The 17,853-nt window shown below is 42.0% G+C and carries 16 protein-coding genes and 1 other annotated feature; of the genes, 12 read left to right on the forward strand and 4 right to left on the reverse strand.

The window, feature by feature from the left end; all coding sequences use genetic code 11:
* Positions 1–13 precede the first annotated feature (13 nt).
* Positions 14–793 carry an archaetidylserine decarboxylase gene (gene asd / locus CSV63_RS07020; RefSeq protein WP_099695192.1) on the reverse strand — a complete coding sequence of 260 codons (780 nt, stop codon included), beginning with the start codon at positions 791–793 and terminating at the stop codon, positions 14–16.
* 56 nt (positions 794–849) lie between these two features.
* On the opposite strand from asd, the gene pssA reads away from it, so the two are divergent.
* The 3 genes from pssA to recQ all read left to right on the forward strand — a co-directional run bounded on the left by pssA (position 850) and on the right by recQ (position 3,710).
* The gene (pssA, locus tag CSV63_RS07025; protein ID WP_099695193.1) at positions 850–1,383 is read left to right on the forward strand and encodes a CDP-diacylglycerol--serine O-phosphatidyltransferase; all 534 of its coding nucleotides are present in this window, start codon (positions 850–852) and stop codon (positions 1,381–1,383) included.
* 107 nt (positions 1,384–1,490) lie between these two features.
* Entirely contained in the window at positions 1,491–1,910 is a 420-nt protein-coding gene (locus tag CSV63_RS07030; protein WP_099695194.1) for a hemerythrin domain-containing protein, read from the forward strand.
* Positions 1,911–1,937: 27 nt separating this feature from the next.
* Positions 1,938–3,710, forward strand: a complete 1,773-nt coding sequence (gene recQ, locus CSV63_RS07035) for a DNA helicase RecQ (RefSeq protein WP_099695395.1) — start codon at positions 1,938–1,940, stop codon at positions 3,708–3,710.
* A 673-nt stretch (positions 3,711–4,383) separates the two neighbouring features.
* Here recQ and CSV63_RS07040 read toward each other — a convergent pair.
* Complete coding sequence (locus CSV63_RS07040) at positions 4,384–5,553, reverse strand: MFS transporter (RefSeq protein ID WP_099695195.1); 1,170 nt, start codon at positions 5,551–5,553, stop codon at positions 4,384–4,386.
* Positions 5,554–5,703: 150 nt separating this feature from the next.
* On the opposite strand from CSV63_RS07040, the gene CSV63_RS07045 reads away from it, so the two are divergent.
* The 5 genes from CSV63_RS07045 to CSV63_RS07065 all read left to right on the forward strand — a co-directional run bounded on the left by CSV63_RS07045 (position 5,704) and on the right by CSV63_RS07065 (position 11,352).
* On the forward strand, positions 5,704–6,696 hold the full coding sequence (locus CSV63_RS07045) for a diaminopimelate dehydrogenase (RefSeq protein WP_199203624.1): 993 nt from the start codon (positions 5,704–5,706) through the stop codon (positions 6,694–6,696).
* A gap of 48 nt (positions 6,697–6,744) precedes the next feature.
* Positions 6,745–7,830 (forward strand): M42 family metallopeptidase, encoded by a 1,086-nt coding sequence (locus CSV63_RS07050; protein ID WP_099695196.1) that lies wholly within the window; start codon positions 6,745–6,747, stop codon positions 7,828–7,830.
* A 146-nt stretch (positions 7,831–7,976) separates the two neighbouring features.
* Entirely contained in the window at positions 7,977–8,942 is a 966-nt protein-coding gene (gene argF, locus CSV63_RS07055) for an ornithine carbamoyltransferase (RefSeq protein ID WP_233191978.1), read from the forward strand.
* A 105-nt stretch (positions 8,943–9,047) separates the two neighbouring features.
* Complete coding sequence (locus CSV63_RS07060) at positions 9,048–9,506, forward strand: small multi-drug export protein (protein ID WP_099695198.1); 459 nt, start codon at positions 9,048–9,050, stop codon at positions 9,504–9,506.
* A 223-nt stretch (positions 9,507–9,729) separates the two neighbouring features.
* Complete coding sequence (locus tag CSV63_RS07065; protein WP_099695199.1) at positions 9,730–11,352, forward strand: long-chain fatty acid--CoA ligase; 1,623 nt, start codon at positions 9,730–9,732, stop codon at positions 11,350–11,352.
* 186 nt (positions 11,353–11,538) lie between these two features.
* Here CSV63_RS07065 and sspI read toward each other — a convergent pair whose 3' ends face one another.
* Complete coding sequence (sspI, locus tag CSV63_RS07070; RefSeq protein WP_099695200.1) at positions 11,539–11,754, reverse strand: small acid-soluble spore protein SspI; 216 nt, start codon at positions 11,752–11,754, stop codon at positions 11,539–11,541.
* Between the two features lie 83 nt (positions 11,755–11,837).
* Between sspI and CSV63_RS07075 the strand changes: the two genes are divergently transcribed.
* The 3 genes from CSV63_RS07075 (at position 11,838) to pheT (ending at position 16,434) form a co-directional block, all read left to right on the forward strand.
* The gene (locus CSV63_RS07075; RefSeq protein ID WP_099695201.1) at positions 11,838–12,608 is read left to right on the forward strand and encodes a TrmH family RNA methyltransferase; all 771 of its coding nucleotides are present in this window, start codon (positions 11,838–11,840) and stop codon (positions 12,606–12,608) included.
* 53 nt (positions 12,609–12,661) lie between these two features.
* Positions 12,662–12,897 (forward strand) — a binding site (T-box leader).
* Between the two features lie 75 nt (positions 12,898–12,972).
* On the forward strand, positions 12,973–14,010 hold the full coding sequence (gene pheS / locus CSV63_RS07080) for a phenylalanine--tRNA ligase subunit alpha (protein WP_099695202.1): 1,038 nt from the start codon (positions 12,973–12,975) through the stop codon (positions 14,008–14,010).
* A gap of 12 nt (positions 14,011–14,022) precedes the next feature.
* A complete protein-coding gene (gene pheT / locus CSV63_RS07085; protein WP_099695203.1) occupies positions 14,023–16,434 on the forward strand; it encodes a phenylalanine--tRNA ligase subunit beta in 2,412 nt (803 codons plus the stop codon).
* A 63-nt stretch (positions 16,435–16,497) separates the two neighbouring features.
* On the opposite strand, the gene rnhC is transcribed toward pheT, so the two are convergent.
* Positions 16,498–17,418, reverse strand: a complete 921-nt coding sequence (rnhC, locus tag CSV63_RS07090) for a ribonuclease HIII (protein WP_099695204.1) — start codon at positions 17,416–17,418, stop codon at positions 16,498–16,500.
* A 173-nt stretch (positions 17,419–17,591) separates the two neighbouring features.
* Between rnhC and zapA the strand changes: the two genes are divergently transcribed.
* Entirely contained in the window at positions 17,592–17,852 is a 261-nt protein-coding gene (zapA, locus tag CSV63_RS07095) for a cell division protein ZapA (RefSeq protein ID WP_099695205.1), read from the forward strand.
* Position 17,853: the final 1 nt, after the last annotated feature.

Genomic DNA, 17,853 nt, shown 5'->3' on the forward strand with positions numbered 1-17,853 from the left:
AAACCTCATCTACTTAATATTGCCACTCTCCGATCCTATCACCAACTTGAACTTCTGTAAAAGGCATTTCTTCTGGCCGGAAGGCATCATGGTGTTCGATAAATAAAATCACAGTGGACCCAAATGCAAAATGACCAAAGTTTTGCCCTTTTACACAAGTAGTTTCAGAATTGGCAATGCGGATACTATTTACATTTAAGGCGCCCACCTTGACGATTGCGATATGTCCGAAATCGGTCGAGAGTTCCGAAATAACTCTATGGTTGGATGAAAATACATCGTCACGCATGCGAATTCCTAGATCATTCACAGGATACGAAGTAGAACCTAATGCATAGCGATTCACAAGTGTTCCAGAAATAGGATAATGGAAATGATGGTAATGTCTCGGTGAAAGATAGAATAGATAATAATAGCCATTCGTATAGCGTGCGGCTTTTTCCGAATCGCCAAGCAATGCATGTAGACTGTATGTTTTATCTTTTACACGAAATTGTTGGTGTGGATCGATATTGCCTGAATCGCTTAGTACACCGTCAACTGGTGAGATTACGTTCATTGGATGGCTATCGATCGGTCTTTTGCCCGCCTGTAATGAGCGAGTGAAAAAGTCATTGAGACTAGTGTATTGCTCTATTGGGTATTCTGCTTCGTCTACTTGAATATGGTAGAATGATGCAAAGGGCATAATTAACGGCTTGCTAATTCGAGAAGTTGTCAATTTTTTTAGTAGCGCCGAACTAACCGGTGAACCTGTTAGTTCTACAAATGATTTAAAAATACGTGTTTTCATCTTTTCTTCCTTTCATTAAAAGCATATACTAAAGAAGTATACGAGGAGGTCGTAACTTGTTTTCATTCAGATATTTTGATTATACTAAACTAAAATCACAATTGGCGAATATCATCACACTTTTTAATTTGAGTTTAGGGATTATAGCGATATTACTTGTGCTTCAAGGTCATGCACATATGAGTCTAATGTTCATATTCTTCGCTGCATTATTTGATCGGTTCGACGGTATGGTAGCTAGGCATTATCATGCAGAGTCGGCGTTTGGGAAAGAACTCGATTCGCTCAGCGATTTAGTTTCATTTGGCGTAGCACCTGCTATTCTACTCTATGATGTAGCGTTGACTGATACGATGTGGATTGGTTTGTCCGCAGTGATTTTTTATATTTTAGCAGGCGCTGTCCGTTTAGCTCGTTATAACGTAGAAGAGTTTGATGGTTCCTATTATGGCTTGCCTATAACAGTAGCCGGTGTTTTACTTACATTGAGTTACTTTGCTGTCCCATATTTGATTGCACCTTACTTTGTGATTTATATGTGCATCCTCGCATGGCTGATGGTCAGTCGTATTCGTATAGCGAAAGTGTAAAAAGTGTCTTGCAGAGAATTTTTCTGTAAGGCTCTTTTCATTGTAGGAAGCTATCACTGACCTAGAAATTCTGTTATGCTTAAGAAAAACTAGAAGGAGTGGTCAGCATGTCAGGACCTGCATTAAGACAGCTTCATTCACATAAAGCGATTCATGAAGGTGGCCTATCTGGTGCCATAATGAAAACAGACGAATTAATAGAATATGTAGAACAAGGTGAAACAGAAATGGTTCAGCAAGCCTGTGATCATTTACTGGATTATTGGAAGACGCGTGTCATCAGTCATGCAGATGCCGAAGAAGAAGGTTTTTATAAACAAGTAATGGAAGAGAAGCCCGAACTGGAGCGAGATATTATCCAGCTTACACGCGACCATAATTTGATGCGAATTCTCGTTGCTGACATCGAGTCGTTACGTGAGGAAGATCCCACTGTGACGCCTGAAATCCTTCAAAAATTTAACGGCTTAATCGTAGTGAATGAGCTACATAGTCGAGAAGAAGAGCGCTTATTGTTTCATTCATAAAAACTAATAACGAGGGAGGTGGTAGCGATCATTCAAAATCCGTTAGATATATTGGATAAGTATTTTGGTTATTCAGCATTTCGAGAAGGGCAACAACGAGTGATTGAACAAGTATTACAAGGTGATGACTCACTTTGCGTAATGCCGACTGGTGGTGGTAAGTCTGTCTGCTATCAAGTACCGGCATTGGCAATGGAAGGAACGGTTCTTGTCATTTCACCGTTGATCTCCTTGATGAAGGACCAAGTCGATGCATTGCATCAGTTGGGTATACCAGCGGCATATATTAACAGTACGTTATCGTCAGAGGAATACTTTGGCACGATGGATAACGCACTCGAGGGAAAGTATAAGCTGTTGTATGTAGCACCTGAGCGGTTGGACTCCGAATCTTTTCTCAATCAATTGCAAAAAATGACGATTCCGCTGATTGCGATAGATGAAGCCCATTGTATTTCACAATGGGGACATGATTTCCGTCCAAGCTACCGTAATATCCACCGAGTCTTTGATTATTTACGTAACCGACCGATTACTCTTGCATTGACTGCAACAGCTACGCCTGAAGTACAGGATGATATATGCCAGCAATTACATATACCTCCTGTCAGCCGTGTTGTAACTGGTTTTGAGCGGAGTAATTTATTATTTTCGGTAGTAAAAGGTCAAAATCGGGATCAATTCGTCAAAGAGTACACACAGAAAAATAAAAATGAATCAGGTATCATTTATGCTGCAACGAGAAAAGCGGTCGAGCAAGTATATTTGTTGCTTGAGAAAAGTGGTATTCCGGTTGCTAAATATCATGCAGGATTACCCGACTATGAACGTCAACATCAACAAGATCGTTTCATCATGGAAGACGCACGCGTGATGGTCGCGACGAACGCGTTTGGTATGGGGATTGATAAATCGAATATACGCTACGTCATTCATTATCAAATGCCGAAGAATATGGAAAGTTATTATCAGGAAGCTGGGAGAGCGGGGCGGGATGGGCTCGACAGCGATTGTTATTTGTTATTCTCTTCGCAAGATGTCTTAACGCAACGCTTTCTCATCGAACAATCTCCAGATCCTTCCCGTGTATCAAATGAAATCAAAAAGATGCAAGTAATGGTTGATTACTGCCATACGGAAGGCTGTCTGCAAAAACACATTATCAAGTATTTTGGCGAAGAGGATGTCGAAGATTGTGGTCGTTGCGGTAACTGCACTGACACGCGTGAACAGTTTGATGTAACAGTCGATACACAAAAAGTACTTTCCTGTGTTATTCGTATGGGGCAACGTTTCGGGAAGACGATGGTTGCGCAAGTATTAACAGGATCGAGAAACAAAAAGTTGAAAGAATTAAACTTCGATGAGCTATCGACATATGGATTGATGAAAGGGCGCAATGCCAAAGACGTAGCCGACTTCATTGAATTTTTGATTTCAAAGAATTATTTACAAGTGGAAAGTGGACCCTATCCGACTATTTTCGTCAGCGAAGACGGAAAAGATGTGTTGTTAGGAAAAGTAAAAGTCTGGCGTAAAGGCGAGATGGTAACAACTGTCGTCGCTACAGATGATCCGTTATTCAATGAACTACGGGCGATGCGCTTAAAACTAGCACAAGAAGCTGGTGTCCCGCCTTTCGTTATTTTCTCGGACAAGACATTACGGGATATGGTAACTAAAATGCCTGCCACAAATGAAGAGTTATTGACTGTACAAGGGGTGGGCGAAACGAAGCTTGAACGTTATGGGGAAGTGTTCCTTGAGATTATCCATTCGTTCTCTACACAGCAAGCATAAATAGGTGACATCACAGGAAGTCGTAAAGCAACGACTTCCTGTGATGTCTTTTTTAATTTTAAGATTTTGATAATGAGGTAAAAAGGCTAGTAGTGGTGTTGGGTTGGGGATTGGCGCTACGGAGGGGACGCTTTCCTGCGGGCATGGCTTGAGCCTCCTCGTCCGCTTCGCTACCTGTGGGGTCTCAAGGCTCATGCTATTCCCGCGGGAGTCGCCCCTCCGTAGCGCCAATCCCTTGCAGTGTAAGAAGATAATACTTTTTATTGCATATTGAAATAAGTGTTGTAATAAATTTTGAACTTCTACATTTGAATTTAGATAAGTTAAAACAAAATAATAATTCACACGCTACCTCCATTGAGGGGTACAAGTATCTCCACTATCAATGTAGGATGGAAGCGGAAGTTGGCGGCGACTCCTGATGGATCAGCCTGATCAGGTGAGACAACCAAAGAGAGCAAAGCGAACTGGTTGGCTCACCGCAGGCCCATAGGAAAGCGTCCGTCAACTGGAGCTTCCATCCCCTAGTACTCACTAAGTAACTCACTTTTCCCAAGCACTTGCTTTTGAACTTAACGAGTTTATAAATCATCTATTAATCGACATTCTCCATACAAATAGGTATGCCCATTAAAGTCACATGACTTCAACGGACATACCTATCTCATACTATTTACTGTGCAGAGCGTTGACGCTCGACTGGGCGAGTATCTTTTCGCAGACCGATGAAGGTAAAAATGGCTGCGATCAACAAAATTGCACTTGCAAGCATAAAGGCATGATGGAAATCTAAATCCAATATACCGATAGTACCAGACCCCACTACAACGCCAAAGGAGAAGAATGCGTAGAAAAAACCGTACGCTTTCCCTCTTGTTTCAGGTTCTGTGGAATCAATTAGCAACGAGTTGATAGAAGGAAACAGGAATGCGAACCCAATTCCATAGACAACCATTGCCAACATCATCCACGATAGTTCATCAACTTGCGATAAGAACAACATACTGCCACTCATCAATAGCAAGCCAATTGCCAATGTGACCATCGGACGGGCAATATCAAAAATACGGTTGATCGGCAAAACGAAAATCAACACAGCAACTAGACCGAACACACTCAACAGCATTCCGGTCATTTTCGCATCAAACTGAAGATGTTCTACTTTTAGTGGAAGCACCAATGCCAACACACCTTGTGAGAACATTAAGAAGAATGCGCCAAGGAATGCACGGATGATACCCGGGTGGCGGAAAAAAGCTAACGGCTTCACCACTTTTTGTTTCGCCGCCTTCACTTTTCTTACATATGTAAAGGAACGTAAAAATAGTATAGCACCGATTGTCAGTAGAATCATAAAGGCGCCATTGATGGCCATAATGGTCGCGACGCTTGTCTTAACGGAAACAATTCCACTATATGCAGGTCCGAAAATGGCTGCGAGCCCGACAAATGCACCCGAGATTGCAGCATTTCTCCCACGTTTAGAACGTTCGGAGCCATTAGCGAGAAACGTGAAAGCAGCAGGAATGATCAAGCCTTCCGTCAAGCCGTGTAAAAATCGAATGCCAATTAGTGAAACAGAACCAGAAATCAATCCATAGGAGAACAACGACAAAGCCGACGTGAACAAACCAAGTAATAAAATATAAAATGGTCCTCTGCGATCTGTCAAAATACCTGAAATGATATTACCGAAAACATTCGCAAACGAGTAAATACCAACAGATAATCCGACGATGAAAGCGGAAACGCCAAGACCTGTAGCAAACGGACTAATGACCGGCAACTGTGAAAATAAATCAAAAAACGAGAAGAACACAATTAGATAGACAAAAAAACGCATAAAAGATCCTCACTTTACAAAGAATTCACCTACTATCTATTTTACCATGAAACATTTCGAATTGAACCGAACTGCTCAAAAGATAAATATTCGCAATCTATCATCCTTAACGGTAAAATGAGAAACGTAAACAGAAAGAAAAGGGGATGAATGATCTTGACGAAAGAAATTCGAGTAGGAATCGCTGGTTACGGTAATTTGGGGCGTGGAGTAGAGTCAGCTATTAGTCAAAATAAAGATATGACATTAGTTGGTGTATTCACACGCAGAGAGCCGAAAGACGTACAATTACTTTCAGAGCAAGTAGCGGTCTATAAGCTGGATGAAATTGAATCTTTTAAAGAAGATATTGATGTATTGATTTTATGCGGTGGATCTAAAAATGACTTGCCTGAACAAGGACCAGCACTTGCGAAACACTTTACAACAGTAGATAGCTTTGACACGCATGCAAAAATTCCCGAGTACTTCGCGGCTGTTGATGAAGCAGCAAAAGAAGCAGGTACGACAGCAATTATTTCTGTTGGATGGGACCCGGGTTTATTTTCAATCAATCGCTTAATGGGAGAATCCATTTTGCCTGAAGGGGAAACCTATACATTCTGGGGTAAAGGGTTAAGCCAAGGTCACTCCGATGCAGTGCGCCGTGTTGATGGTGTCAAAGCAGGCGTTCAGTACACTTTACCCGCGGAGGATGCTATAAATCGTGTGCGTAACGGTGAGCATCCTGAGCTTTCAACTAAAGATAAACATACACGTGAATGTTATGTCGTTCTTGAAGAAGGAGCAAGTGAAGATCAAGTTCGTGAAACGATTGTCACAATGCCTGACTACTTTGCAGACTACGATACAATGGTTCATTTTATAACGGAAGAAGAACTACGTATGGATCATGCGAAGATGCCGCATGGTGGTTTCGTCATTCGAAGCGGCAATACAGGTAAACACACGGATCAAGTCATAGAGTTTTCACTTAAACTAGACAGCAATCCCGAATTTACATCAAGTGTTTTAGTCGCGTATGCAAGAGCAGCTTATAAATTGCAGCAAAAAGGCGAGACTGGGGCGAAGACAGTCTATGACATCGCACCAGGATTGTTATCACCTAAATCACCTGCAACTATTCGTAAAGAACTGTTGTAAGACCGGAACACGTACGTTTGGAAATAGAAAGAGGAGGCAGAATATTTTATGAAACTAGATGAGACGTTAGAGATGCTAAAAGATTTAACGGATGCACGAGGAATCCCTGGCAATGAACGCGAAGCGCGTGACGTCATGACGAAACACATCAAACCTTATGCAGATGAAATCGATCATGACGGACTAGGTTCACTGATCGCTAGCAAAGAAGGCGATGCAAACGGACCGAAGATTATGATCGCGGGACACTTGGATGAAGTAGGCTTTATGTTGACGCGAATCGATGATAAAGGCTTCATTTACTTTCAGACAGTAGGTGGCTGGTGGTCACAAGTTATGTTGGCACAACGTGTTTCCATCGTTACACGTTCTGGCGAGACGATTACAGGCGTGATTGGTTCAAAGCCGCCACATATTTTGCCACCCGAAGCCCGCAAGAAACCTGTTGATATTAAAGACATGTTCATTGATGTAGGCGCAGAGTCAAAAGACGAAGTTCTATCATGGGGCGTTCTTCCAGGCGACATGATTGTGCCGTACTTCGAATTCACTGTCATGAAAAACGAAAATTACTTACTTGCAAAAGCATGGGATAATCGTATCGGCTGTGCCATCGCTATTGAGGTGATGAAGCAGCTAAAAGATGAAAAGCACCCGAATCGTTTGTATAGTGTAGGTGCTATTCAAGAAGAAGTTGGTTTGCGTGGAGCGAAAACAGCGACGAATAAAATTCAACCGGATATCGGTTTCGCAGTAGACGTAGGAATTGCTGGAGATACACCAGGTATTACAGCAAAAGAATCTGTTGGTACAATGGGTGAAGGTCCGCAGATCTTGTTGTATGACGCTTCGATGGTTTCCCATAGAGGATTACGCAATTTCGTAGTCGATACAGCAGAAGAGCTGAATATTCCGTATCAATTTGCAACGATGGCCGGTGGTGGAACAGATGGTGGATCCATCCACTTAAGCGGAACAGGAATCCCTACATTGGCTATCTGTATTCCGACTCGTTACATCCATAGTCATGCGGCCATGCTTCACCGTAACGATTTTGAGAATACAGTTAAACTGTTAGTGGAAATTGTTAAACGCCTTGATGCAAATACAGTAAAAAACATCACATTTGAATAATTTATACACTCAAACAGCGGTGCCCAAAAAGCATCGCTGTTTTTAATGAAATACTATGAAAATTTATAAAGATTCATTTGACTTCATAAATATACAATTGTATACTAGTTTATACATACTTCAAATGGATGGTAGGGGATCGACAAATGGTAAAAACAAATCAAACAACTACAGGCATAGATAAGGATAGCTTAAAAGGGCGCGACTTTTTAACACTACTCGATTATTCTAGTGAGGAAATCGCATATCTCATACAACTGGCATATGACATGAAGCAAGATACATTGGCTGGTAAAACACCGGACATTTTAGCAGGTAAAACACTAGGTATGATTTTTGAGAAGAACTCCACTCGTACACGTATTTCATTCGAAGTAGGCATGATTCAATTGGGTGGACATGGTCTATTCATGAATGCACGGGATTTACAGATTGGACGTGGAGAATCTGTTTCGGATACAGGTAAAGTATTATCCGAGTTTTTAGATGGTGTGATGATTCGTGCGAAATCTCATAAAATGGTCGAGGAATTGGCAGAACATACTTCAGTTCCGGTCATTAACGGATTAACCGATCTATTTCACCCGTGCCAAGCAATGGCGGATTTACTGACTATCAAAGAAGTAAAAGGCGATTTGACAGGCTTAAAACTTTCCTATATTGGAGACGGCAACAATGTTGCGCATTCATTAGTGATTGCGGGTGCGCATATGGGAATGCATGTTTCTGTGGCGACACCTAAAGGTTATGAATATCATTCAGGTTTACTTGAAAAAGCGAAAAAAATTGCTGAGTCAAATGGTGGAAGCGTGACGTCGACGTACGATCCGATTGAATCCTCCACAGATGCAGATGCAATTTATACGGATGTTTGGACCAGTATGGGGCAGGAAGAAGAAGCGGCGAAGCGTTTAGTCGATTTCAAAGATTTCCAAATCAATGATCAATTGGTTAGCCATGCGAAAAAAGATTATGTGTTCTTGCATTGTCTACCAGCACACCGTGAAGAAGAGGTATCGACTTCCGTAATCGATGGTACTAACTCGTACGTATTCCAGCAAGCAGGAAATCGTCTGCATGCACAAAAAGCGATCCTTGCATCTTTATTATAACAAATCATTCAACTGCTTTCCTGTGAATTCGGAAAGCAGTTTTTTTATGTTTTGCACTCTTTCATTTGATATACTGAATGGAATCGGAACGGGGGAGGAAACTAGTTGATTACATATTTACTTGTATTTCTTGCGGGTGCAACACCGGGGTTTGAAGTATTAGTGGCGGTTCCTTTGGGGATTTTACGTGGTATGTCTCTGCCGGCTGCTGTTGTGATTGGTTTTGCAGGAAATGCTTTAACTATAGTGCTTGAAATTTTGGTTTTTCAGAAATTAAAAAACTGGTGGGATAGCAAAAAGAAAACCGATGTAAAACCTCCGTCAAAGCGTACAGCTCGTGCAGAGAAAATTTGGCAGAGCTATGGTGTTCCAGGTCTAGCATTACTTGGTCCAATTCTGATTGGCTCTCATTTGGCTGCGTTCTTGGCACTTGCTCTAGGCTCTTCCAAATCAAAGACTGCTAGTTGGCTTCTAATTAGCCTAGCTTTATGGTCAATCGTATTCGGCACATTAACCGTTCTTGGTGTGGATGCATTCTTTTGGACGCGTCAAAAATTGGTGTGAACTACATACTACTAAATTATATAGACAGAATAGTCAGTTAACGTATATGCTATATTTAGAAAGTAACAGGAGTTACTATTCATAGAGTTAGTTGTTTGCGCGTAGAGTACATCCTGAGAATCATTCCATCTGCGCATCGATTTCATTGAAATGATAGTACATGCTTTGGATCGTGCAAGACGGATCGATAACTTGATTTCTAACGAAAGAGGAGCGGATGAATATGATGCAAACACCATTGATTCTATCTACATTTATTACACGAGCAGAGCGATTTTTTCCAAACAAAATGATTATTTCACGAACTGGTGAACAGAGTATACAGCGTTTTACGTATCGTGAATGGGCAAAGAGAACACGTAAACTGTCAAATGCACTGACACAGTTAGGAATGGAGCATGGAACAAAAGTCGGTACGTTCGCTTGGAACCATCACCGTCATCTAGAAGCGTATTTCGCAGTGCCTTGTACGGGTGCAATCTTGCATATGATTAATATACGACTATCTCCTGAGCATATTATGTATATTATCAATCACGCGGAAGACGAAATTTTGCTAGTGGATGCAGAATTTTTCCCTCATCTTGAAAAAATGGCACCCATGCTGAAGACGGTAAAACATTTTGTCGTCATGGGCGATAGTAAAGATATTCCCGAGACTACGTTAGAAAATGTCCATTCTTACGAAGCGTTAGTGGAAAACGCCTCAGATGAATATGAATATCCGGAAGATTTAGATGAGAATACTCCAGCAGGCTTATGCTATACATCTGCTACCACGGGGCAACCGAAAGGAGTTATTTATACACATCGTGGATTGGTGTTGCATAGCTACGCACTCGGACTGGCGGATTCTATGGCACTGTGTGAACGCGATATTGCCATGTCTGTTGTGCCGATGTTCCATGTTAATGCATGGGGACTACCGTTTGCTGGAGTTTTCTTTGGGACAACCCAAGTTTTACCGGGACCAGGATTCAATCCGACAGTCCTACTCGACTTGATTGAAAGTGAAAAAGTGACCATTACGGCCGGTGTTCCGACGATTTGGCTAGCTGTACTAAGAGAGCTTGAGCAAAAACCACGTGATATTTCATCGTTGCGTGTCATCGTGTGTGGTGGATCTGCGTCTCCTAAAGGCTTAATTAAGACATTTGAAGAAAAATACAAAATCCCATTTGTCATCGGCTATGGTATGACGGAAACCTCACCGCTTGTCAGTTTATCTGTGCTAACTTCATCTATGGATAATTTAACAGTAGATGAGAGAATTGATATTCGATCCTTGCAAGGCTTGGTCATGCCGGGGCTAGATATTCGTGTAGTCAATGAAGACGGAGAAGTACCGTGGGACGGCCAGACGATGGGCGAGTTGACCGTCAGAGGTCCATGGATTGCAAGTGAATATTATAAAGATGAGCGTACCGAAGAAGCGTTTAAAGATGGTTGGCTGTATACGGGAGATATTGCAGTGATGACGGAGGACGGATATTTGAAGTTGACGGATCGTACGAAGGATCTGATCAAGAGTGGCGGAGAATGGATTTCTTCTGTTGATTTGGAGAATGCATTGATGTCACATAATGATGTGTATGAGGCTGCAGTGATTGCGGTTCCGCATGAAAAGTGGATGGAATGTCCGCTAGCTTGTGTAGTGTTGAATGAGAATGTGGTGGAGGATGACGCGAAAGTGCAAGAGTTGAAGGATTCACTAAAGGGACAGTTTGCAAGTTGGTGGATTCCGGATGAGATTTTGTTTGTCAAAGAGATTCCTAAGACGTCTGTCGGGAAATTTTTGAAGGCCGCTTTACGTGATCAGTTGAAAGAGCACTATACGAAGAGGTAAAAAGACGTGGATGTGCATCGTTTCCTTGCGTTCCAGGCGGACGCGTTTGAAGTGACCCCCCGAGTCGCCTTGCACTCCAGTACACTAGGGTTTTCTACTAACCAGTATGCCGAGATAAAAAAGTTCGAAAGACAAACCCTTCACGCTCAATCAGTGTAAAGGGTTTGTCTTTGTTTTAATGATCTTTTATTGTGCTTGGGCGAATGCTTGAGATAGTTCATTGGTGATTTCTGTTTTTTCTTTTTCATCAGAACGTTTCCATAGTTGCTCAAAAAACACACCTAATCCTGGCAATAGATGTTCTTCGCCTCGTTGTATAGCATCGTCGATCACGCTTCGTACGTCAGTGGCGCTATTGTTTGTCATGTTTGCTGAAATTGCATCGCGAATTTGGAAATTCATATTCTTCAGCCTCCTTTATTCTCATCTTTTCCACAAAAGTCGCTAAATATACGCTGGTTTGATACACTAAAAAGAAAAAAAGGATGTTCAGCCTCTTGAATAAACGAATTGAATCAACCCAGAACTCATTAGTAAAACATTGGAAGAAACTAGTTACGACTAGAAAGGAACGAGATCAGACGAAAGAGTTCCTCGTGGAAGGTGTCCATCTTGTCGAAGAAGCCATTAAACAGCCAGATTTAGTTCTTCAATTACTGGTACGCGAGGATATTGAAATTCCGGCACATTGGACAGCGCCAATTATTGAACTGACAGCTGCAGTTGCTAAGGAGATTTCCGAAACAGAGCAGACACAAGGCGTTTTTGCCTATTGTAGACAGCCTCAATATGAAGAAACAGATCAACATCAGTGGAAGCGGGTGTTGTTAATTGATGCTGTACAAGATCCAGGAAATATCGGCACAATGATTCGTACTGCAGACGCGGCAGGTTTGGATGCAGTCATTTTAGGTAAAGGATGTGCAGATCCATTCAATCCGAAAACGGTTCGTTCTGCGCAAGGTTCTCATTTCCATATTCCTGTAGTACGCGAAGAGTTGTCCGTTTGGATCGATCGTTTGAAAAGCCATCATGTCCCGATTATCGGTACAGGTTTGCAGCAAGCGGTTTCCCCTAATGAACTGCAAACCCACACCTCATTTGCACTACTTGTAGGAAATGAAGGAAGTGGCGTGGATATCGAATTACTATCTCAGGCCGATCATGTAGTGAAAATTCCGTTATACGGACAAGCTGAATCACTGAATGTGGCAGTTGCAACAGGTATCTTGTTGTACACGCTTCGTCAGCCATGACATCTCTATTGAAGGCGTAATCGATTTACGGTATACTAGAAGGCGAATCAAAGAAAATAGCAATGACCGGGAAAAGTAAATGGATAGATGCGTTATCAGGGATTTCACACCTTGACTGAAAGTGTGAAAAACGATGCACCATTGAAGTTCACCCCGCGAGCTGCGCGCTTGGACCAGACATGTAAAGGCGTGCCGGCATAGGACCGTTATTCCAATTCAAGTGATTTTGCATCGTTTTTTTGATGCAAACTAATCAGGGTGGTACCGCGAAATAGACCTCGTCCCTTTTATAGGGGCGAGTTTTTTGTTTTCCGGGAAGTGTAGCTAAGCAATACTACCGAAATAGAGAGAGGAGCAAGTACACATGAAAGAACAGTTGCATGAACTGAAAGAACAAGTAATGCTGAAAATTAAAGAATCCAATACTGTCAAAGATTTGAATGATGTGCGCGTAGCGTATCTAGGGAAAAAAGGACCGATTACCGACCTGTTAAAAGGGATGGGTAAACTGCCTGCTGAAGAACGTCCAAAGATGGGTGCGCTCGTCAACGAAATTCGTGAGAGTGTTACGGAAATTCTTGAGGAACGGAAAGAAACCCTTGAACAGCAAGCGATCCAGGAGCAATTGGAAAATGAATCGATTGATGTTACATTACCAGGCCGTCCAGTAGAACTAGGTAATCATCACCCATTAACGCGGGTAGTAGAAGAAATTGAAGACTTTTTCATTAGTATGGGCTATGAAATCGCAGAAGGTCCCGAAGTGGAAAAAGATTATTACAACTTTGAAGCGCTAAATTTGCCGAAAGGCCACCCAGCCCGTGATATGCAAGATTCATTCTATATTACAGAGGACATTTTATTGCGCACACACACTTCTCCTGTTCAAGCTCGTACGATGGAAGCGAAAGATGGGGCTTCAATCAAAATTATTTGTCCAGGTAAAGTATACCGCCGAGACTCAGATGATGCGACGCACTCTCATCAATTCACACAGATTGAAGGACTTGTTGTAGGTGAAAACATCCGCATGAGCGACTTGAAAGGCACGCTTGATTTATTGGCCAAGAAATTATTTGGTGCTGAGCGTGAAATTCGTTTGCGTCCAAGCTTCTTCCCATTCACTGAGCCTTCAGTTGAAATGGATATTTCTTGTTTTAAGTGTGGTGGAACAGGCTGTAACGTTTGTAAGAAAACAGGCTGGATTGAAATTTTAGGAGCAGGAATGGTTCATCCAAACGTTTTAGAAATGGCTGGTTATAACCCTGAAGAAGTTACAGGATTTGCATTCGGCATGGGTCCGGAAAGAATTGCGATGTTAAAATACGGAGTGGAAGATATTCGTCATTTCTATACAAATGACATTCGGTTTATTTCACAATTCCACCGTTCAGAGGCATAAGGAGGAATATTGATGTTAGTATCAACAAATTGGTTAAGTAATTATGTAGATTGGAACGAACTGTCTGTAGAAGAACTTGCAGAAAAAATTACTCGTGCTGGTATTGAAGTAGACGGCATCATAGATCGTTCATTCGGTATGGATAATATCGTCATTGGCTACGTGAATAACTGTGTAAAGCATCCTGAAGCGGATAAATTACATATATGTCAAGTTGATGTAGGTGGAGAAATTTCACAAATTATTTGTGGAGCTCCAAATATCGCAGAAGGGCAACATGTCATTGTCGCACGTCCAGGGGCTATCTTGCCTGGCGGAATGAAAATCAAAAAAGCGAAACTTCGTGGTGAAGAATCTAACGGTATGATCTGCTCCCTGCAAGAACTCGGTATAGAAGGAAAATTAGTTCCAAAAGCGTATGCTGAAGGAATCTATGTGTTACCAAATGATGTCCGTGCTGGAGATAGTGCATTGACGCATCTTGGTTTGTACGATCGTATTTTGGAGTTCGATTTAACCCCAAACCGTTCTGATGCATTGAGTATGCTTGGTGTTGCGTATGAAGTAGGGGCGATTTTATCTAAAGATATTAAACTGCCGGAAATTTCTTATTCAGCGTCTGCAGAAAAAGCTCAAGACGTTTTGAAGCTATCCGTAGAAGCAACTGAAGACAATCCCATGTACGTAGCAAAAGTAGTGAAGAACGTGAAAGTTGCAGAATCACCTCAGTGGTTGCAAAACACGTTAATGTCTGCGGGTATTCGACCGCATAATAACGTGGTCGATATCACGAACTATGTATTGATGGAATACGGACAGCCTCTTCACGCATTTGACTATGACCGTCTCGAAACGAAAGAGATCGTCGTGCGTCATGCTCGTGAAGGTGAAAAAATGGTGACACTTGATCAAGTAGAACGTACGTTGAATGACCAGCAACTGGTAATAACGAATGGGATAGAGCCCGTTGCGCTTGCAGGTGTAATGGGCGGTGCGAATTCAGAAGTGCACGAAGGTACCACAATGGTTGTTATCGAATCCGCTTATTTTGCACCAAGTTCCGTTCGACAAACATCCAAAGAAGTGGGCTTGCGCAGTGATGCAAGCACACGTTTTGAAAAAGGCGTTGACCCGAATCGTGTAGCAGAAGCAGCAGAGCGAGCGGCACAATTGATGGCTGAACTTGCTGGTGGAGAAGTTCTGGATGGATCCGTTACCTTCGACGAACTTGACAAAACACCTCAGAAAATCATTCTTTCGCCGGACTATGTGAATAATCGTCTAGGTATGAAGATTGCTATGGATGAAATGAAAACGATTATGGATCGTTTGCAGATCCCGACGGACTTAATCAATGGTCAACTTGTGATGGATATTCCGACACGACGTCAAGATTTGAAAATCAAAGAAGATATGATTGAAGAAATCGCTCGCCTATATGGGTATGATGAAATTCCGAAAACATTACCTATCGTGGAAAGTACACCAGGCGGATTGACACCGTATCAGGCGAAGCGTCGCATTGTTCGCCGATACCTTGAAGCAGCAGGTCTATCGCAAGCTTTAACGTATTCATTGGCTTCACCGAAAGATGCACAAGCTTTCGCGTTAGAGACTGCTCCTGTAACGAAATTGCTTATGCCAATGAGTGAAGAGCGTAGCATTCTTCGCCAAAGCATCATTCCACACCTTCTTGATGCAACAACATATAACGTGGCTCGTCGAAATGAATCCATTGCACTTTACGAAACAGGATCTGTTTTTCTCGGTATCGAAGAGGATGGTTTACCGAAAGAGGTAGAACATGTCGCAGCAGTCTTGACTGGCAAATGGGTTCATCATGCATGGCAAGGCGAATCGAAAAAAGTCGACTTCTTCGTTATGAAGGGAATTGTAGAAGGGTTGTTTGAGCAGTTAGGTTTGCTCGACCGACTGCAGTTTACAAAAGCGACAGTGGATCAAATGCACCCAGGTCGTACAGCGACAGTATGGTTGGACGACCAGTCAGTGGGCATCATCGGGCAAGTACACCCAACCGTTCAAAAACAACGTGACTTGCAAGAAACGTATGTCATGGAAATGAACTTGCAGGCTATTATGCAAACCGCGATAGAAGAGCTGTTGTATGAAGCTGTTCCACGCTATCCTTCCATCTCCCGTGATATTGCCTTAGTTGTCGATCGTGACACAACTGCAGCGAACTTGGAGAAAATAATCAAGCAAGCAGGCGGGAAATTACTGAAAAAGGTTCAGCTGTTTGACTTATATGAAGGGAAGAACGTAGAAGGAGGAACAAAATCCGTGGCGTTCTCTCTGACATACTTCGATCCTGAACGTACGTTGACGGATGAAGACGTCGTCAAGGCGCACAGTAAAGTACTGGATGCGTTAACTGTACAAGCAAACGCACAACTTCGATCATAATAAATAAGCAGGCTACCTATCAGTTTTCTGACAGGTAGCCTGCTTTATTTCACTACAATCTTTTTATTTTTTATATGCGAGATTTAATGCCTTTTGTGTATTGGCGAAATGTACTTTCGTGATGCTATGTAGGAATGGTTCTCCTTTTTTACGGATGATTTGACAAGCTATTTGATCCACTTTGGGTCCTGCTCCTTTAGGTAATGTGACACCAGCTTTTGTACTTAATTGATCCATTGCTTCAAGGAATGCAACTCGTGCCAATATAGAGGCAATGGCTACTGAGACGTGGAGATTTTCAGCTTTTGTCGAGAAAAATACTTTGTCTTGAATAATAGAAGATTCATCTTTTAAATAATTATAGTAAACACGTCGTTCCGCGAACTGATCAATAAGAATATGTTCAGGTAAAACAGGATGCATCTGATCCAGTACTTGCTGAAGTGCTTGGTTATGAAGGATAGCTTTGATCTTACCTTGCGACCATCCTCTACTTTGGATTTCATTGTATTTGATAGTATCGAGCGTCAGCACGGAGTAAGTTACAACTCGTTTCAGATCCTCTGCGATGTGCTGCATATACGCATCTGTAAGTTGTTTGGAATCTTTTACACCTAGTTCTTTTACCAATTCAATTTGGTCACTACTAACAAAACATGCGGCTACAGTAACCGGTCCGAAGAAATCGCCTGTACCTGTTTCATCTGAGCCGAGGACGGATAGCGATGCAAAGTTTGCAGGTAATGTATCTCCTTTTGCTCCAGATGGTGTGACTTTCGTTACAGTCCCCCAGCGTGCAGCTTCTCTGTCTGCCCCTGCACCTTGAAACAATACTTTTCCGGACCGGTAAGCAGTAATGGACGTATCGGCAATCTTAGCAGCAAAAATGACACCTGGTGCATTACGGGTAACTTTATTTGTTTCATAGAAGCGAAGTACTTTCGGTAATTCTTTTTCAGACAGGACAATGACCTGATTACTCATTTATTTATCCACCTCTCGAAATAATCTATTCCTTAGTATACCTGAAATTACAGTCTCTAATGAAAGTTCATGTCTGAATTTCGAACCTCGTGTCAATATGAGGCGTAATTGATTCACAAGTAATTGATTTTCATGGTATGATTATGTGAGGGTTTTTAGGGGGAGGGCATAAAATGGCGGACAATAAAAAAGCAAGAGTGACTGTTGAAATCTACGGACAAACATATACGGTTGTTGGTACGGAATCTTCTTCACATGTGCGTTATGTAGCCTCGCTCGTTGACGAAAAAATGCGCGAAATTAGTAAGCATAATCGACATCTCGACAGTAAAAGGATTGCTGTCCTGACGGCGGTAAATAATGTGCATGAATTTCTAAAATTACAAGAAAGAGTAAAAGAATTAGAAGATGAAGTGAAAAAAATGAAGGGTTGAG

Source organism: Sporosarcina sp. P34 (assembly GCF_002743375.1).
Lineage (GTDB): Bacteria > Bacillota > Bacilli > Bacillales_A > Planococcaceae > Sporosarcina.